Here is an 18,535-nt window from a genome sequence, read left to right as displayed (position 1 = left end):
ACTTCATACATATTTTAAAGAACTCTAATTTTAACCTGCTGGTCAAATTGGACGGGAATTATAGTGCCTTTTTTTTGTTTTGTCAAGGGGTTTTTATTAATCTTGGCTTAAATTTGGGAATTTGTAGTTTTTTTCGGTTTTATACAATTATTTAACGATTTTAAGATAAAATTCCACAATTTTTTAATTATACAATAGGAGTTGTAATATAAATGAGTTCATCTATTTTTAGAGAGTATGATATTAGAGGGATATTTCAAAAGGAATTAAACGAAGATATTGTAAAAAAAATTGGTTTTTATTTAGCAAAGGCACTATTAAAAAGAGTTCCAAATGCTTCTTTTTTGGCTGTTGGTTATGATGCAAGACTTCATTCACCAACTTTAAAAGGTTGGTTAAGTTCAGGAATAAACAAAGCTGGTTTAAAAGTTTTGGATATGGGATTAGTTCCAACTCCTGCAAACTACTTTGCTAATTTTAATGAAATAGATGGATATAGATGTGATGGTTCTATTATGATTACAGGTTCCCACAATCCCCCTGAATATAATGGATTTAAAATAACATTAAATAAAGAGCCATTTTTTGGAGAAGATATTTATTCTTTAGGAAGAGATATTTTAGCAGATAATTCAAATATTAGTGATAACGAAGCTGTTATACAAATTGATTCAAAAAATAGATATATTGATTACATAGTTGAAAGCTTCAAGCATTTAAAACTTCAAGATAAAAAGTTTATTTTTGATTGTGGAAATGGCGTTGCTGGTGTTGTTTTAGGTGAAATTTTAACAAAATTAAATATTAAAAATAAAATTTTATTTGAAGAACCAGATGGAAATTTTCCAAATCATCATCCAGATCCAAGTGACGAACACACTTTAGAAGATATTAAAAAAGAGTTAGCAAGTGGTGAGTTTGATTTTGGTTTTGCTTATGATGGAGATGCAGATAGAATTGCCCTACTTTCAAAAAAATATAACTTCAAAGGTGATATATTAGCAATATTCTTCTCTAAACATATGAAAAACCCAACAGTTATAGGTGAAGTAAAATGTTCGCAAGTTATGTATGACACTATAAACTCTTATGGTAAAGCTATCATGTACAAAACTGGGCATTCAAATTTAAAAGTTAAAATTAAAGAGACAAATGCTGATTTTGCTGCTGAAGTATCAGGGCATCTATTCTTCAATGATAGATATTTTGGATACGATGATGCAATTTATGCAACATTTAGAGCTTTAGAGTTAATCGATGCTGGTTTTGATTTTGATAAAGAGTATGAAGCTCTACCACAAGTTTACTCAACACCTGAAATAAATATAACTGTAACAGAAGATACAAAATTTAAAATCATTGAAGATTTAAAAGTTGCTTTACAAAATCCACCTTCAGATTTTCTAAAAATCAAGGATATAATTACTGTTGATGGTGTAAGAGTTATTTTTGAAAAAGGTTGGGGATTAGTTCGAGCTAGTAACACAACTCCAAAATTAGTAACAAGATTTGAAGCAAATAATCAAGAAAATGCAAAAGTATATGAAGATGCATTAATAAATCTATTTAATAATTTACAAGGAAAATAATATGAACAATACAAATAATCCAATCAAAAAATGTCTATTCCCAGCTGCTGGATATGGTACAAGATTTTTACCAGCAACAAAAGCAACTCCAAAAGAGATGTTACCAGTACTTACAAAACCACTTATTCAATATGGAGTTGAAGAGGCACTAGCTGCTGGTATTGAAAATATGTCTATTGTAACAGGAAGAGGGAAAAGAGCTATTGAAGATCACTTTGATATATCTTATGAACTTGAACACCAAATTAAAGGGACTAGTAAAGAGCACTATTTAACAGAGATTAGAAGTGTTATTACAAAATGTACTTTTTCATACACAAGACAAATAGAGATGAAAGGTTTAGGTCACGCAATATTATGTGGTGAAAACTTAATTGGAAATCAACCATTTGCTGTACTTCTAGCAGATGACTTATGTGATGCACCAGATAAAGGTGTTTTATCACAAATGGTTGAACTATATAAAAAATATAACTGCTCAATTGTTGCTATTGAAGAGATACCAAAAGAGGATACAAATAAATATGGAGTAATTGCTGGAAATGAGATAGAACCAGGGATTTTCATGGTAAAAGATATGGTTGAAAAACCTGAACCAGAAGTTGCACCATCAAATTTAGCAATTATTGGAAGATATATTTTAACTCCAGATATTTTTGATATTATAAGAGAGACAAAACCAGGTAAAGGTGGAGAGATTCAAATTACTGATGCACTTTTAACTCAAGCAAAAAATGGTATGGTTTTAGCTTATAAATTTAAAGGTGAAAGATTTGACTGTGGAAGTATAGATGGATTTGTAAAAGCTACAAACTACTTTTATGATAAATCTATAAAAAATGAGAAAAAAGAAGAAAAAAAAGATAACGGGAAAAAATAGTGAAAAACAATCTATATTATCCAAAAGTATCTCTAAGTGATGAAGATATTTTCTTAGAGATAAAAAAAGAGCGTGAAGAGATAGGTTACTACTCTTTGCCTCATAGTGATATAACAAACTTAAAAAAAGAGTTAGATTCTCTTGATTTTAAACAAAAAAATATTGCAATAGTTGGAATTGGTGGAAGTACTTTAGGTACTTATGCAATATACAATTTCTTAAAATACCACAAACAAAAAAATAAATCTTTAAAAAAAGAGATTTTTTTCTTTGAAAGTACAGACCCTGTAAACTTAAATGGAACAATCTCTCAATTTGATTTAGCAGATACTTTATTTATAGTTATTTCAAAATCTGGTACAACTATTGAAACTATTTCGATTTTTAAATACTTAAGTTCTATTATAAAAATGGATAAATCAAATCTTTTAGTAATAACAGAAAACGATAGCAAACTAAATAGTTTTGCAAAAGTAAACGATATAAAAACTTTTGATATTCCAAAAAATGTTGGTGGAAGATTTTCTGTTTTATCAAATGTTGGATTAGTGCCTTTATATTTAGCTGGTTTTGATATTGATGAGCTTTTAAATGGTGCTAGAAAAATATCTACTTCATTTTTTGAACAGTATGAACTTTTTACTCATTTAATAAAAAAAGCTAGAACTTACTATGAATACAAAGATGTTTACAACATAAATGCTGTTTTCTCATACTCTCAACTTCTTGAAGGTTTTAATAAGTGGTATATTCAACTTTGGGGAGAAAGCCTTGGAAAAATTGATGCAAATAACACAAATCAAGGTTTAACTCCAATTGGGCTTTTAGGACCTGTTGATCAACACTCATTTTTACAGTTAATTGTAGAAGGTAAAAGAGATAAAACTGTAACATTTATAAAAATTAAAGATTTTAAAGATGATACAAAAATTGCTCCTATTAGTTTAAGTGGATTAGAAGAGCTTGATTATATAAATAATCTTGATTTTAAAGAGTTAATAAATCTTCAAGCAGATGCTACAATAGCATCAGTAAAAGAGTATAAAAAAGATATCCCTATTGATTTAATAGAGTTAGAAGAGATAAGCGAATATGAAATAGGAAAACTTCTATTTTACTATGAGCTTTTAACTTCAATTGTAGGAAAATTCCTAAGAATAAACACTTATGATCAACCAGGTGTTGAAGGTGGAAAAATTATATTGAAAGAGATGTTAAAAAACAAAAATTAAAAAATGGAACATATATTTTCTAGCCTTATTCCTATTTTTTCACTAATTGTGATTGGATACTTATTTAAAAAAATAAGTTTCCCTTCACATAATTTTTGGCCAATGGCTGATAAACTAACATACTATATATTAATGCCAGCATTACTGATTTTTACGCTATCAAAAGCTAAAATTGATTCAAGTAGCATAACTTTTATATCTGTTTGCCTTCTTGCAATATTTATCACTATGATAATTTTAATGATATTTAATAAAATAAGTCCTACTCAAAATAGCTCTTTTACTTCAATAGTTCAAGGTGGAATAAGATTTAATACTTATGTATTTTTAGCTCTTAGTGCCTCTATTTTTGGGGATAAAGGTTTAGTATTAGCTGCAATTATTATAACTTTTGCAATACCTTTTTTAAATATTTTATCTATTTCAATATTTGCTTTATACTCAAACAATAGCAAAATTGATTTTTTCTATTTGTTTAAATCTATTGTAAAAAATCCTTTGATTATCTCTTGTGTTTTAGGAGCTTTAATAAACTTTTCTGAAATAAAAATACCAATTAGTATAGAAAATCTACTAAAAATATTAAGTAGTGCAGCTCTTCCTTTGGGGTTAATATCTATTGGTTATACATTAGTTCTAAAAGAGATAAAAAGTGCAAAAAAAGATTTAACTGTCACTATGATTGCAAAGTTTATAGTTTTACCACTTATAATCTATATTTTAGCAATCTCTTTTTCACTAGATAATTTAATGATTGCAATATTAGTTCTATTTGCTATTATGCCAACTGCTCCTAGTTCATTTATTCTTGCACGACAATTGGGTGGTGATTTACCTTTAATAACATCAATAATAACTGTACAAACAATAGTTGCTGCACTATTTTTAATACTTTTCTTACAATATTTTAATTGAGCTTTTGGATATATTTTATATAAAATATATCTCACCATTTAACTTTCTAATTCAATCTATGATCAAATTCTGGAACTATCTCTTTTAGTTTTGATATTTTATCTTCACAAACTATCAACTCTTCTATTTTTTTATTTAATTCTTCTATATCAAAAAAAGTTGGACTAGCAACTGTGATTGATTCATACTGTGTTTTCTTATCACTATCATCTATTAAAAGCTCTTCATATAGTTTTTCACCACATCTTAAACCACAAAACTCTATTCCAATCTCACTTCTTCCACTTAGCTCTATCATTTTTTTAGCCAAATCAACTATTTTTATTGGTTCTCCCATATCAAGGATAAATATCTCTCCACCCTTTCCAATACTAGCTGCTTGAAGTACAAGTTCACAAGCTTCTGGAATTAGCATAAAGTATCTTGTAATATCTGGATGAGTTACAGTTATATTTTTACCAGCTTCTATTTGAGCTTTAAATTTTGGAATTACACTTCCACTACTTCCCAAAACATTTCCAAACCGAACAGCAACTATTTCCGTATTTTTTGAATCTACATTTTGAGCGTACAGTTCACAAACTCTTTTTGTAGTTCCCATAACATTTGTTGGTCGAACAGCTTTATCTGTCGATATTAAAACAAATTTTTCAACTTTGTATTTTATAGATAAATCTATGGTATTTTTTGTACCTATTATATTATTTGTAATACCTTCTAAAATGTTGTGTTCTACCAAAGGAACATGCTTGTAAGCAGCTGCATGAATTACAATTTGAGGTCTGTATTTAGAAAATGTACTCTCTAAAATATCTATATCTTTAACGCTTTGCATAATAGGAATAATATTTTCATCTTGTAATTCCTCTAAAATTGAATAAAGATTAAACTCACTATGATCCACTAATATTAGTTGTTTTGCTCCATAGGCTTTGCATTGTCTTGATATTTCGCTTCCTATACTTCCACCTGCACCTGTTATTAAAACTATCTTATCTTTAATAAAATTTTGTATGGCATTTTTATCTAAATCTTTTGGATAACGTGCAAGTAAATCTTCAACTCCAATATCTTTTAACTGTTTTGCAAATAACTCTTTTTTTAAAATATTTTGCATACTTGGCAATATTTTTATTTTTTCAAACTTATCTTGCATAGATTCATATATTGATTTAATTTGTTCTTGAGATGCTGATGGCATAGCAATAATCATCAAATCAAATCGGTTTTTATAATTTAAACTATATTTTTCTCTTGAAAAAATAGATATACCATCTATACTTCTATGATGTAAAATCTCATCATCATCTATAAAACAAATAAGCTTGTATTCACTGCTTAAAAACTCTCTTTGTAATTGAAGTCCTGCTTTTCCTGCTCCATAAATTACAAGAGATTTTGTTTTCTTATTTCCTTTTATTGAATAAAAATATTTATAAATATAAACTAAAATATTTATCATAAATGTATAAAAAACGACATCTATAAATAGAAGATTAAAAGGTACACTGTAAAAATAGTATAAAATCGGTGTATAAATAGCAAAAGCAAGTAAAGATAAAACTATTTTCATAAGTCCTGTTTTTGTAGAAGCTTTTGACCAAGATAGTTTATAATCATCAAAAAGTAAAAAAGAGGCTAAGATTCTAAAACCTATAACTACAACTAAAATTGTAAAACTAAGCTCTTTATTTAGTAAAAATGCTACTAAATATAAAGAAAATATAGATACTACTATATTTATAATTACCCCTAAAAATCTTTTGTCTCTGAACATAATATTTATTCCTTAGTTATAGTTTTATATAAATTATCATCATACATAAAAGGTGATTTTACCTCTTTAAAACTTTTTAAGTTCTTATCGCCCTCACCTAAAATCATATCTTCTTTTTTTATTTTCCAATCAATGTTTAAATATTTGTCATCATATCTTACACCAATACTTTCACCTGCTGCAAAATATCTATCTATTTTTATATTCACAATAGTATCTTGGCTTAAAACAGAAAAACCATGTAAAAATCCTCTTGGTATGAAAAGTTGTTTATTTTCAAAACTATCTAGTTCTAAAGAAATGACTTTGCCAAAGCTTGGACTTCCAACTCTGAAATCAACTGCAACATCTAAAATTTTTCCTTGTAATACACTTACAAGTTTTGATTGTGCAAAATCAAGAGTATTTGTATGAAGTCCTCTAATAACTCCATATTTACTATAAGAGATATTATCTTGGCAAAAATCTACTTCAAATCCTAAAAAATTATTAAAACTATCTTTTTTGAAAGCTTCAAAAACAAATCCTCTATTATCTTCATGAATTTTAGGTTCACAAAGTACTAAATCTGGTATCTCTAATCTTTTATAATTCATTACTCAAATGCTTTCTTATTATCTACAAACTTCATACTTAAAGCTAAAACTAGTAAAGCAAGTATAAAAGCCACAAAAATATTTGATACAAAATAAACTATAAAAAATAAAATCATATTTAATCCTATAGAGTAATTTGTAACTTTATAGTGACTCCAACCAGCTTGTGTCAGTCTTTGATATCCATGTTTTTTGTGTGCCTGTGATAATTTTTCTTTATTTAGTTTTCTGCGTATTAAAGTCAAAGTTGCATCAAACCAATAAATTCCAAACAGTATAATCCATATCCAAAAATTTGAAGCTTGTTCATTTGCATAATATATAGTAAAAATTGCAATATTGTATCCTAAAAGAGTACTTCCAACATCTCCCATAAATATCTTAGCCTTATTCCAATTCCAATATAAAAACCCTAAAACGGCAACAGCTAAAACTAAAAAATGATTTCCACTAAATAAAATAAATCCTGCAAGACTTAAAAAAATAGCCTCACTTCCCGCATAGCCATTTATACCATCTAAAAAGTTATAAAGATTTATAAACCAAATTATCATAAAAAATGCAAAGATATTTGTAAAAATAGGATTTTGTATATCAAAAATACCAAAAGTCAAAGTCTCAAATCCACCTAAAAAATATAATCCTCCAATAGCAACAATAGATTGAGCTATAAGTCTTATTTTTGGGCTTAATTCATAAATATCATCAAAAAAACTAACTATTGAAACAACTGCTCCAAAAAGTAAAGCATAAAAAAGATTTGATGATATTTCACCTATGAAATATAGATAAAATAATCCTATAAACCAAGTGATTGCAAGAGCTATTCCTCCACCATGTGGAGTTGGTATTGTGTGAGAACTTCGTTCATTTACAGTAGCAACAAGTGATTTTTTTATCATGTAATTTTTTATAAAATATGTAAGTGAAAATGAGATTAAAAATAGTATTAAATATATCATATTCTATCTTTCAAATTTTCATACACTTTATTATTTTCTCTCTTACCAACACTTACAACATATACTATTATCTCCAAATCTTTAACCTCATAAGCAAGTCTAAAACCAGAACTTCTTAATTTTATTTTATAAACATTTTCATATCCACTTAATTTATCTTTTGACACCCTTGGATTTTCAAGTCGTTCTTTTAGTTTTTTATGAAACTGTATCTTTAAAGATTGATTAAGATTTTTCCACTCTTTCAAAGCTTTTGGATGAAAATCAAGAAAGTAGCTCATCTAGCTCTACTCTTATTGGTTTTTCATTGTCTTTAAGTCTTTCCTCAAGCTCTTTGCTTAGGTAGTAATCATCCATAACTTCCATCATCTTTTCATACAAACTTGCTGGAACTAAATAAGCAGAAGCTACATTATGATTGAGTATAGCTATTGCTTCATCTCCAGCATCTTTGAGTAGTTGAGTTGGTGATTTTTTAAGTTCGGTTATACTTGCTGTATAGTTTGCTAATATTGGTTGCATATATCACTCCTTATTTAGTATTTTTTATTGTACTATTTTTCATACTTTATTGTCAATATATATTATGTTCTAAATGATTTGATGGCTTAATATCAATCACGAAGCTCAAGAACTCTTTTTTGGTGGTGAGATATCTCTATCATTTCACTACCTTGTACAAATTAATTTACAATTATCTTAATTTACTAAAATTTGTAAAGTAATTTATACAATTATTCACCATTTATCATTAACTTTATCCCATCTTCTACACTATATGGATTTTTTAGATTTAATTTTTCTTTCGTGATACTGTTATCTATTTCCAAACTTCCATAAAGTCGCTTGTGAAATGATGGTTTTAAAATTTTCAATAAAGTTTCAAAAAATGGTATTTTTACTAGGTATGCTTTTTTATCAAGATTTTTTGCCATTAACTCTATCAATCTTGAAGTACTCAACGGTTGATCATCTGAAGCCAAAAATATTCCTGCTTTTTGATGAGTTATAATTTCGTTTATTATAAAACAAAGATTTTCTATAGATATGAAACTTCTTTTATTCTCAATTTTACCTAGAGGGATGATAGGAAGTTTTTTTACAAATTTTACCAAACTATCTATATTCCCAGGTGCATTTTTGCCATATATCATGGGTGGTCTTATGATACTTACTATAAAACTATCATCATTTAATTTCAAAAGCTCTTTTTCTGCTTCTAGTTTACTTTTACCATAAGGTTTGATTGGATTGCAAATAGTATTTTCATCTAGTTTTTCTTTTTCTTCACCATACACAGCAATAGTACTTATGAAAATAAATTGTTTTACACCATTTTGTTTTGCTAATTTTGCAAGTTTTACTGGATAATCTACATTTATTTCATGATATTTTTCATAAGGATGTTCTACTTTTTGATGTACAAGTGCAGCACAATGTAAAATTATATCAATACTATTAAAATTAGTATTTTCCAGTTTTTGAGTTAATAATGAAAATTTTTCGAATTTGTATTTATTTTTATATTGATCAATAAAACTACTTCCTAAATATCCACTACTTCCTGTAACTAGTATTTTCATTTAATTTCCAAAATATAAATTGTGTAATTGCTCATTTGTGATACAGGAAGAAAAAAGAGTATTTACTCTTATTCTTGCTCCATCACCCAATCTATTAACAAACTCTTGATTTTCATATAATTCATTAATAGCTTTGGCTAATTGAGTAGAATCGTTAATATCTACTGTTAAACCCGTTTCCTGATGAACACTAACCCAAGGTACTCCCGTTGGTAAACTAGTATTAATTACAGGTTTTCCATATACCATTGATTCTAGTTGTAAAATACCAAATGCTTCACTTGGATATATTGATGGAAAAACCATAAATTTAGAATTTTTCAATAAATACTTTTTTTCATCATCTGTAACAAATCTATCGATTAATAAAATATTTCTTTTACTCTTATTGACTTTTTCTTTAATTTCTTCTGATAGTTCTCCATTTCCAACTATTACAAATGGGATATGCTCATCTATCATCTCTACTGCATCTAATAAAACAAATATTCCTTTATAGTAAGAAAATCGTCCTAAAAATAAAACATAATCTTTAGGTAAATTTTCAATTATTATATCAGTTAAATTTTTATTTAAGTATTCTTCTTTATCAATTGATAATGGAATAGTTACTACTTTACTTCTAAACTCTTTTAATACATTAGAAAACTCTATAAGCCTATCTGAAGTTGATATTATTTTTGTAGCTTTATTACAAAGCAATTTTTGAAAATATTCAAAAAACTTTTTTATACTTTTTTGTTTAATAATATCACTGTGCCAAGTGACAAATATTTTTTTATTTTTGGGAACTAATAAGCTCCCAATTGTACCCAATGGAAAAGGTTCATGGAAATGTATAGCTTTAGCTTTTCTACTTAAAAAAAACAGATACCAGAAAAAAACAATAGATATAGGCATAGACAAAAAAGTACCAAAAGAAGCACATCTATAGACTTTTATTCCATTGATGTTTTCTATAGTAGTTTTTAGTGAAAAGCTTTTACTAACGCATAAGACCGTCACATCATCATAATTTTTTAAGTAATTGCTATACTCTTTAACAACTGTTTCAACTCCGCCTATATCTGGCTCATACATTTTATTTATTTGTAATATCATAGTCTTTAAACACCTTTAGAATCTTTTTTTCAAAATCTTTTTTGTCGAATTGTTTTGCATAGCTTAATCCATTTTTAGAATATGCTTCATATTTGTCCGTATTAGATAAAATCTCCTCTATTTTAATAGCAATTTCTTTTGAGTTTTTTATACTTACTAATTCCCCAGCTTTACTCTCACTTACTAAAACTGCTTGCATTCCAATATTTGTAGCTATAACAGGTATCCCACATGAAAATGCCTCTAATATTACTATTCCAAATGATTCTGGAATAATTGTAGGTACAACTAAAATATCTATCTCTTTTAATAAAACTTCTTTTACATTTGAAATATGACCTTTAAGTTTTAGATTTTTATTTTTATTGTACTTTATTAAGCTTTTTAATGGACCTTCCCCATATATGTGATAAACAATGTCTTTAGTTTTTAAAAACTCATAGCTTCCTACAAAATATTCAATTCCTTTTATATAATTTAAAGAAGAAATTGTAGCGATAATAAAATTTTGTTTGTTTATAATACTTTTACTTTTTGCTTCAAAAAGGTCTATAGAATTAAATATGATTTCGACATTTTTAGAGATATATTGTTCCGCAACCAATGAAGAAACACTTATAACCTTGTAAGCTTTTTTAGTTAAAAAATTAACCATATTTTTTATAGTTGTACCTTCAATCATATGTGCGTGATATACAAAATCAATATTAAAAAGTTTTTTTAACATATAAGATAATAATAAACCTTTTTTTGTGGTAGCATATATCAGGCTGTTATTTTTAGTTTTGTTATTTTTTAGAAATCTATTGATTATGTAAATATTTTTTGCAATCAATAATGTATTAACAAACTTTTCAAAAATTTTCATAAATATTGATTGAGAAACTTTACTATATGTTTCTAACTTCACTGTCTCAATTTGCAGTTCTTTTAGTTTTTGAGCAAATAAAGACTGATTTGTAGTATCAAAAACATATACATTATAATTTTCTTTTAATGCACTTATTACATCTAAAGTAATTTTTTGACCACCACCGAATCCAGCTTTTGATGAATCTTCTAAAATTATTACATTCACATCAATCTCTTTCTGAAATACAGAATATTTAAACACAATGCAATATTTATCCACAAAAATAAACTATATACTGGATATACTGAAAAAAAGAAACCACAAGTCATTAATAAACCAATAAAACCTATTTTAAAAAATGGATTTTGTTTATGAAATTTTGAAAATGCATATAGTGAATAAAAAAGAAAACTAACTAATAATAAAAATCCCAAAATGCCTAATTCAGCTAAAACCTTTATATAAATATTCATTGGTGCTATAGAGTGAGTTAATTCAAACCCATATGTTTCTATAGGTATATTTTTCTCAAAATTAAAAAGAAAGTAATATGAATTTCCCCCTCCAACTCCAAATAATGGGTACTCCTTAAATATTTCAATACCTAACCATGAAGTATAACTTCTAAATTGTCCTGAGCTTAGTATTGTTTCTGGTAGTGTAAATAATTCTATTATCTTTTCATAAAAAGTATATTGAACAAATCCCATGTCAACATAATTTCCTATAAATAGATAAAAAAGCAAAATTGTAGTTATCAATACAAAAAAGAACTTTAAGAACTTTTTATAACCTTGAAAAAACATATAATACACAAATATTGCTCCAAGAAATGCTACTATTGCACTACTCAAAGTTAAAACTAACACTAGTCCATTAATAAATATTAAAAAATTCCGCTTCATTCTTGAAAATAGATTTGGCAAGAACATTAAAAATAGCATTATCCATGATAACATCACTATATAGTTTGATGGTTCAGCAGAAAAACCTGCTGGTCGTATTTGAAATGTAGGTTTTGAGTTTCTATAGTCTATAAAACTAGGAACCAAATCTGGAAAACCTAAATTATAAACAAAAAAGATTCCATATAAGCTATATATGGATACCAAAGTACCACTCATTATAAAAATTCTAACAAGTTTATATCTATTTTCAAAAACCCATTTGGATCCAATAATATAGTTTATAGTTACCCAGTTAAAGATATAGTATATTAGTATTAATATTGGAATAAAATATATATTAAATCTAAGTTGAGCATTCGCCTCTGGAAATCTTTGATAATAACTACTTGCATCTAGCCCTATATAATAAACTACAAAGCTTACTAAAGGTGAAATTACAAAAAATAAAAACAATACCAATGAATTTTTTCCATAAATTATTTTTTTATCCAATAAATAAAAACCTAAAAATATTACAGCTATTAATTCATATATTTTAAAACTTCCACCTATATTTACAACCAATATTTGTTGATAAAAGATAAAGAAAAAAAGTATAAACATCAAAAATGAAAATATAGATTTTTCATTCATATTAAATACAAGATACTTTTGTCTAAAACTCAAAGTATTCATATCTTAAAAACTCTTTTCAAAGGATAACTTAAATTTTCAATCTTAAAAGGAATCAACTTTAACATCTTAAAATAGCTAATTATAAAAAACTTTATATTTCTTTGAGAAAAATAAAAATTTGCAAGTTTAAGATTATAAAACCATAAAGCATATTTTTTTAAAATTTTATTCTTACTTTGCAAAACATGTCTATTTAGTACTTTATACTCCTCATCGAGTTGTCTTTTTTTATTTTTTGATATCCCACCTTCATGTTCTCTATACATAGCAAGATTTTCCTTGATATAGCCTATATCACCTTTTTGAGATATCTTTATCCACAGATCCCAATCTTCTGGACCAAAAAGTTCTGTATCAAATCCACCAGTTGCTTTTAGCACATCGCTTTTTACCATAACAGTGAGAGTGGCTATAAAGTTAAATACCAAAAGTCTCTCTTTTAAATCTTTGATTTTGATTGGATAAAGTTGCTTGCTCTCTATAATCTTTCCATCTTCTATAAATGATAAATAATCTCCATAAGACAATACAATATTTTGATTGTTCATCATATATTTTACTTGTATCTCTAGCTTATCCTGAAGCCATAGGTCATCACTATCTAAAAAAGCTATAAAATCATATTTTGCAATATCCCAAGCCCTATTTCTAGCACTTGCTGCACCAACATTTTTTTCTAAAGATAAAATAACTATATTGAATTTTAAATTCTTTTTTTTAAAATTATTTAAAAGTTCTAAAGTATTATCATTACTACAATCGTCTACAACAATTATTTCTTTTGGTAATAATGTTTGATTAATAACCGATTCTATAGCTCTTTCTATTGTTTTGGATGAATTATAACAAGGTATTATCACACTTATATATGCATAGTCTTTATTATTCAAATATAACTCCTTAAATTATTTACTATCTCTTATAAATAAAGCTGCAAGTCCACTTATCAATAAAATTGGAACTGCAATGTACGACAAATAAACACCTGTATATGAAACAAAAAAAAGCGTAACTATCCAAATAATGAGTGTAAACCAAAAAATCATTTGAGCTGTTGATTTTGATGATTTAAAACTTCCAAATCCAAATAAACCCAACATAGCAAGAGTAGGAAGTGCTACATATGTATAATATACACTTACATATGAAAAGTTAGTCAGTATATATAAGTATAAAACCAATCCTAAGAAAAAGGCTATTTTAAATTTCATTTTCATCTATTCTCTCCTAAACAACTTATCTACAATACCATAACTAAGTATATCAATTTTATTTTGCACAGATAAACTTGAGTCGAAAAATATCAAAAAAAGCATAATTAGATTTTGAATTTGATACTCCAACATTTCTAGCTACAGAAACTCCTTGATTTTTTTGCTCTATTAGTAAAATCTTTTTGCTCTCTATCTGTTCTTTATATGTACTTTTTAATATTTGAACTGAATTATCTATAGATCTATCATTTACTACAATAATTTCAAAATTTGTATAAGATTGATTTAAAACTGAATCTATACATCTTTGTATAGAATAATTTTTATTGTATAAAGGTACAACTACCGAAAAAAATATATTTTTGCCATTCATTATCATCTCCGAATTTATATTTAATCAAATTGAGAATTATTAAAAAAATAATTATTTTCATCTTTTAACCAAATTCCTATATTTATCATAAATTTCAAATTCATCTGCTTCCTTTTGTATTTTCTAAAATTTCATTACATTTTTGAGTTACTATTTTATACTGTTCATCGCTCATAGAGAAATTTCTTATTTTTTCTACTTCACTTAATATATCTCGTATCAAATATTCATCTTGAGGTTTTATAAAAATAAATTTTTATATTTCATTTGAAAATTCTCCTTTTTTAGTTTTATTGTTTATTCTTCTCTTGAATTTCTTTTACTTCTTTTAATATCTTATTTGCTTTTTGCACACTTTGCTTATCAACTTCTAGTCCATCAAGTATATTTTGGATTTCAATTAACATTTTATTTTCTAAAACTTCAAGATAGCTATAACAAGACAAGCTCTTATGTTTTTCTATTGCTTCACTATACTCTGGTATTGCAGTATATAAAAGTTTTATTACGTGAGTGTTATCATCCATATTTGGTATATGTTGCCCCATTTTTATAAGACTAAATTTTGTCAAATCATGAGCAAGAATAGTTCTATATGTTTGAAAATAAGCCCAAAGGATAGGTGTTACAAACGGTCTTAAATGGCTTATGTCAAATTTATTAAAATCTTCTAGTTTGAATACATTATCTCCCATAAGTTCGAAAGCTTTTTGTAGTTCTGTATCATTTTTTGCTCTTTTTGACCATTCATTATAATCAATACTCTGCATCATCATTGATATAGTTTTTGTAGGCATAATACCAACTACACTTTGCCATAACTTTTCGATAGCTTCAAGTTGCTTTGAATATAATAATTTATGCCTTTCAGTCATACCACTTAAAGCACCACTTCTAAGTGCTAATATTTCAGATTCATTTGATTTTATCTCAGCTTTTAGATTTTCTATCTTTTCATCATAATCATACTTGATACTATTTTTTATAAATTCTATGATTAAATTTTTTGAAATAAAAATCAAAAATAATACAACAACTACAGGAATACCTGAATAAATTAAAATACTTTCCATCAACAATACCTATAAAAATCTTTCTTAAAAATTTTAATTAATCTCATCAAGTCCAACTTTTCTAAATTCACTTAAATCTTGCTCGATGAGTTTATAAAACTTATCAAACTTATCCAAATCTATATTTTTAATATTTGTTAATGTCCAATAATAATATTTTATTATCCATAAATATTTTTCTTTGACTTTATCTTCATTCGTATTGATATATATTTTATAAATATCTTCTAATTCAAGTAAAACATCATTTAAGTTATCTCCTTCACTATTTATTAATTGTGGAGAATAATGCAAAATAAAATCTGCTTTATCTTTTATTACAAACTTTGATAAGTTATATTCATCAATATTTTCTAATACCTCTTTATCTATAACTATTCTTGGATATATAGCTTTTTTTGATTCTAGTAAATATGCTTTTTCCAAAGCTTTTGAAGACAAAAATGAAAAATGTTTATTAGCTTCAAAAACATGTTCTCCTTTAGCTATGCCACCTCTTACAAATAACTCTTCAAAAGTTAAATTAGCAATAAGAACTCTACTAAAATGCAAAATGTTATGTAAAGCATCTATTTTATTTTCATTTACTGGATGAGTTAAAATAATACTATCTGAAAAAAACTCTATTTTTAATTTTGAAAGATTAACAAAATTTAATATTTTTACTAATTCTATACTTTCTAACGAATTTTCAATAGCTCTTTTAAATCTACCTTTTAGATTATACTCTCCAGCAAAAAATTTATCAGATTTTTCTTTATAGCCTAAAATATCCAAAAAGGCACAATAATATTCATTTGATTGTGCAGAGTACTTATCTATACTATTCCAGTTATCTGATGCCATCTATAAATCTTTGCATTTCATAACAATTCAATCTTTCCATACCCATTGTCATCTAATTGAATCTTTATATGTTTAAAATATTTTTTTAAAATTTTAATACTCTCATCATTCCAATCAAGTGAGCTACTTTTTTGATTTGTACCTAAAGTAGCTTTTAATAAAACAGGATTAGTGCTATTTTCTTTCTTAAAGCTTTCATTTCTAAATGCTGTATATAAAAATATTTCTTTTATACTTTTATTTAAAACTCCACAAAGTCCAAATGAGTTTACAATGCCACCTCTTAATTGTTTTTTAACTTTCTCCCATTTTACTTCATTAACACTTCTTTTACACTCAACTATATGAAGATTTATTTTATTATTTTCTAATAGTTCAACTACTGTACCATCGGCAACTTCTGAATAATTTATATATTTTAATCTATTTTCTTGACTCAAAGAAATTGATATCAAATCATTAGTAGTTGAAGAGAATAAAACTTCAGCTTTTCCTGTCTCTACCCTCTCTTCTACTATGACATTTTTTTCCATTTGATATTCAGACTTAGAAATAAAATTTAATCTTTCTTCAAAGCTAAACTCTATCATTCATAACTACTTAATTCTAAAGTTTCATTTGCTAGAGATAGTATAGATTCGTTAAAAGTTGGAACTTCAAATCCATCCGTAGTGAGTTTTAATGGCTTCACTTCAGTTTGCTTGTCAAACAAAACAAATTGATATGCTTTTATATCTTTTGGATTTATCAAATCACTCTTTTCATAAGCAAGTTTTTCCATTAAATTTTTTCTATCTTTATGATTGTAAAGTTTTATTAAATTATTTACTTGTTGCAAGATAGTATCACTATGTGTTGTACACCAAAGAGGTAAACCTTTGTTTACTAGTCTTGACATAGCTTGAACTACGACTCTTTGCATTTTTGGATGAAGATGTGCTTCTGGTTCTTCTATTATAAGTGATCTATAATCCACTTTTGAATTCAAAAAAATAATCAAAGGAGAGAGCTCTACAACTAAAGATGAAGTTATATAAAACGGTATAGATTTTTTAGAATTTTTTGGTAAATAGCTATAATCTGGAATTAAATCTTCCTTTTGCTCAATCTTTCCATTCATTACCTTTTCTTCTAAAAAATTAGCAATATCTTTAAACTTTGCTTTTTCACTCTTTTTTGATTCTATTAATCCTTGCAAAAAACGAACGACAGGAAGAGTAAATCTACTTGAAATCTCTCCATTTAATTCTCCCCACATATTCATAAGCTCACTTGTAAGAGATTTATAAGTTAGCATAAAACCTGTTCTAGCTGCTGGTAGGTACAAAGACTCTCCACCTGCTCTTTTATCAATATTTGAATTTATTGGAAAAAGAGGAGAGCTTAAATCTTCTATAATTAACTTCCAAGTTATATATTGGATAATTTTATATTTTTCTGTATCAGTAATACTGTTTTTATCCACAGGAACTCTTATATAGTCGCCTCCTGAAGATATTCTTTGAGATAGTTCTGTATTTTTTTCTTGCCAATTTATTTTTATTGGTTTTTCTCTTTTATAATTACTTAAAAACAATTGTCCAATAGTCAAAGTTTCATTTGCAAAAGTTCTTTTTATAAGTTCATTTTTCTTTGATTTTAAAACTTGATTGAACCATTCAATTATTACTAAAATTTCATTTTCAGTTAGTTCAAAACTATCTTCAAAAAGATGATTAAAAATTGTCATTTCCAATTGTTTATAATGCTCACTATTTGGAACATCTTTTGGGAATAAAAACCTTCCTTGAGTTAAAAGTCCCCAAAGCAAAGATACTAAATAGCTTTTACCACTATTGTTTTCACCAACAAAAAGCATAAAAGGTGCTATCTCTATTTCAGCTTCTTTTATCTTCCCAAAATCTTGTATATTTAGTGTCCATCTTTGTTTCATTTTTAACCCTATTTTCATAATTAAT

21 protein-coding genes are annotated in these 18,535 nt (G+C 26.4%); 4 read left to right on the top strand and 17 right to left on the bottom strand.

Features of this window, described 5'->3' with window-relative positions:
* Window positions 1–212 precede the first annotated feature (212 nt).
* Genes AC5LG6_RS09440 through AC5LG6_RS09425 form a run of 4 tightly spaced genes read left to right on the top strand, consistent with a single transcriptional unit; the run spans window position 213 to window position 4,616 of the window.
* Complete coding sequence (locus AC5LG6_RS09440; RefSeq protein WP_498586376.1) at window positions 213–1,589, top strand: phosphomannomutase/phosphoglucomutase; 1,377 nt, start codon at window positions 213–215, stop codon at window positions 1,587–1,589.
* Between the two features lies 1 nt (window position 1,590).
* The gene (gene galU, locus AC5LG6_RS09435) at window positions 1,591–2,469 is read left to right on the top strand and encodes a UTP--glucose-1-phosphate uridylyltransferase GalU (RefSeq protein ID WP_066163964.1); all 879 of its coding nucleotides are present in this window, start codon (window positions 1,591–1,593) and stop codon (window positions 2,467–2,469) included.
* Complete coding sequence (locus AC5LG6_RS09430) at window positions 2,469–3,701, top strand: glucose-6-phosphate isomerase (RefSeq protein ID WP_141048696.1); 1,233 nt, start codon at window positions 2,469–2,471, stop codon at window positions 3,699–3,701. The genes galU and AC5LG6_RS09430 overlap by 1 nt, the downstream gene beginning before the upstream one ends.
* A 3-nt stretch (window positions 3,702–3,704) precedes the next feature.
* The gene (locus AC5LG6_RS09425; RefSeq protein WP_498586375.1) at window positions 3,705–4,616 is read left to right on the top strand and encodes an AEC family transporter; all 912 of its coding nucleotides are present in this window, start codon (window positions 3,705–3,707) and stop codon (window positions 4,614–4,616) included.
* A gap of 46 nt (window positions 4,617–4,662) precedes the next feature.
* On the opposite strand, the gene pglF is transcribed toward AC5LG6_RS09425, so the two are convergent.
* From pglF to AC5LG6_RS09340, 17 genes are all read right to left on the bottom strand, one after another.
* Window positions 4,663–6,393, bottom strand: coding sequence for a UDP-N-acetylglucosamine 4,6-dehydratase (configuration-retaining) (gene pglF, locus AC5LG6_RS09420; protein WP_498586374.1), 1,731 nt, complete (start codon window positions 6,391–6,393; stop codon window positions 4,663–4,665).
* 5 nt (window positions 6,394–6,398) lie between these two features.
* On the bottom strand, window positions 6,399–6,989 hold the full coding sequence (gene rfbC / locus AC5LG6_RS09415) for a dTDP-4-dehydrorhamnose 3,5-epimerase (RefSeq protein WP_498586373.1): 591 nt from the start codon (window positions 6,987–6,989) through the stop codon (window positions 6,399–6,401).
* Complete coding sequence (locus tag AC5LG6_RS09410) at window positions 6,989–7,951, bottom strand: MraY family glycosyltransferase (protein ID WP_498586372.1); 963 nt, start codon at window positions 7,949–7,951, stop codon at window positions 6,989–6,991. The genes rfbC and AC5LG6_RS09410 overlap by 1 nt, the downstream gene beginning before the upstream one ends.
* Complete coding sequence (locus tag AC5LG6_RS09405; protein ID WP_081561002.1) at window positions 7,948–8,232, bottom strand: type II toxin-antitoxin system RelE family toxin; 285 nt, start codon at window positions 8,230–8,232, stop codon at window positions 7,948–7,950. The genes AC5LG6_RS09410 and AC5LG6_RS09405 overlap by 4 nt, the downstream gene beginning before the upstream one ends.
* A complete protein-coding gene (locus AC5LG6_RS09400) occupies window positions 8,216–8,473 on the bottom strand; it encodes a type II toxin-antitoxin system prevent-host-death family antitoxin (RefSeq protein ID WP_066402160.1) in 258 nt (85 codons plus the stop codon). Before AC5LG6_RS09400 ends, AC5LG6_RS09405 begins: the two co-directional genes overlap by 17 nt.
* A 212-nt stretch (window positions 8,474–8,685) precedes the next feature.
* A complete protein-coding gene (locus tag AC5LG6_RS09395; protein ID WP_498586371.1) occupies window positions 8,686–9,534 on the bottom strand; it encodes an NAD-dependent epimerase/dehydratase family protein in 849 nt (282 codons plus the stop codon).
* Window positions 9,535–10,635 carry a glycosyltransferase gene (locus AC5LG6_RS09390; protein WP_498586370.1) on the bottom strand — a complete coding sequence of 367 codons (1,101 nt, stop codon included), beginning with the start codon at window positions 10,633–10,635 and terminating at the stop codon, window positions 9,535–9,537.
* Window positions 10,616–11,713, bottom strand: a complete 1,098-nt coding sequence (locus AC5LG6_RS09385) for a glycosyltransferase family 4 protein (RefSeq protein ID WP_498586369.1) — start codon at window positions 11,711–11,713, stop codon at window positions 10,616–10,618. The genes AC5LG6_RS09390 and AC5LG6_RS09385 overlap by 20 nt, the downstream gene beginning before the upstream one ends.
* Window positions 11,710–13,071, bottom strand: coding sequence for an O-antigen ligase family protein (locus AC5LG6_RS09380; protein WP_498586368.1), 1,362 nt, complete (start codon window positions 13,069–13,071; stop codon window positions 11,710–11,712). The genes AC5LG6_RS09385 and AC5LG6_RS09380 overlap by 4 nt, the downstream gene beginning before the upstream one ends.
* On the bottom strand, window positions 13,068–13,961 hold the full coding sequence (locus AC5LG6_RS09375; protein WP_498586366.1) for a glycosyltransferase: 894 nt from the start codon (window positions 13,959–13,961) through the stop codon (window positions 13,068–13,070). The genes AC5LG6_RS09380 and AC5LG6_RS09375 overlap by 4 nt, the downstream gene beginning before the upstream one ends.
* A gap of 15 nt (window positions 13,962–13,976) precedes the next feature.
* A complete protein-coding gene (locus tag AC5LG6_RS09370) occupies window positions 13,977–14,288 on the bottom strand; it encodes a hypothetical protein (protein ID WP_498586365.1) in 312 nt (103 codons plus the stop codon).
* A gap of 52 nt (window positions 14,289–14,340) precedes the next feature.
* A complete protein-coding gene (locus AC5LG6_RS09365) occupies window positions 14,341–14,658 on the bottom strand; it encodes a glycosyltransferase (RefSeq protein WP_498586363.1) in 318 nt (105 codons plus the stop codon).
* A 100-nt stretch (window positions 14,659–14,758) separates the two neighbouring features.
* On the bottom strand, window positions 14,759–14,881 hold the full coding sequence (locus AC5LG6_RS09360; RefSeq protein WP_498586362.1) for a hypothetical protein: 123 nt from the start codon (window positions 14,879–14,881) through the stop codon (window positions 14,759–14,761).
* 67 nt (window positions 14,882–14,948) lie between these two features.
* Window positions 14,949–15,731, bottom strand: coding sequence for a hypothetical protein (locus tag AC5LG6_RS09355; protein WP_498586361.1), 783 nt, complete (start codon window positions 15,729–15,731; stop codon window positions 14,949–14,951).
* A 33-nt stretch (window positions 15,732–15,764) separates the two neighbouring features.
* Window positions 15,765–16,577, bottom strand: coding sequence for a hypothetical protein (locus AC5LG6_RS09350; protein ID WP_498586360.1), 813 nt, complete (start codon window positions 16,575–16,577; stop codon window positions 15,765–15,767).
* A gap of 17 nt (window positions 16,578–16,594) precedes the next feature.
* Window positions 16,595–17,167, bottom strand: a complete 573-nt coding sequence (locus AC5LG6_RS09345; RefSeq protein ID WP_498586359.1) for a hypothetical protein — start codon at window positions 17,165–17,167, stop codon at window positions 16,595–16,597.
* Window positions 17,164–18,510: an AAA family ATPase gene (locus AC5LG6_RS09340; protein WP_498586358.1), complete on the bottom strand. Its 1,347-nt coding sequence runs from the start codon at window positions 18,508–18,510 to the stop codon at window positions 17,164–17,166. The genes AC5LG6_RS09345 and AC5LG6_RS09340 overlap by 4 nt, the downstream gene beginning before the upstream one ends.
* Window positions 18,511–18,535 lie beyond the last annotated feature (25 nt).

This window comes from Arcobacter thermotolerans, from assembly GCF_983172305.1.
The sequence above is the reverse complement of the archived record's forward strand: the minus strand, read 5'-3'. Positions and strand labels throughout refer to the sequence as shown.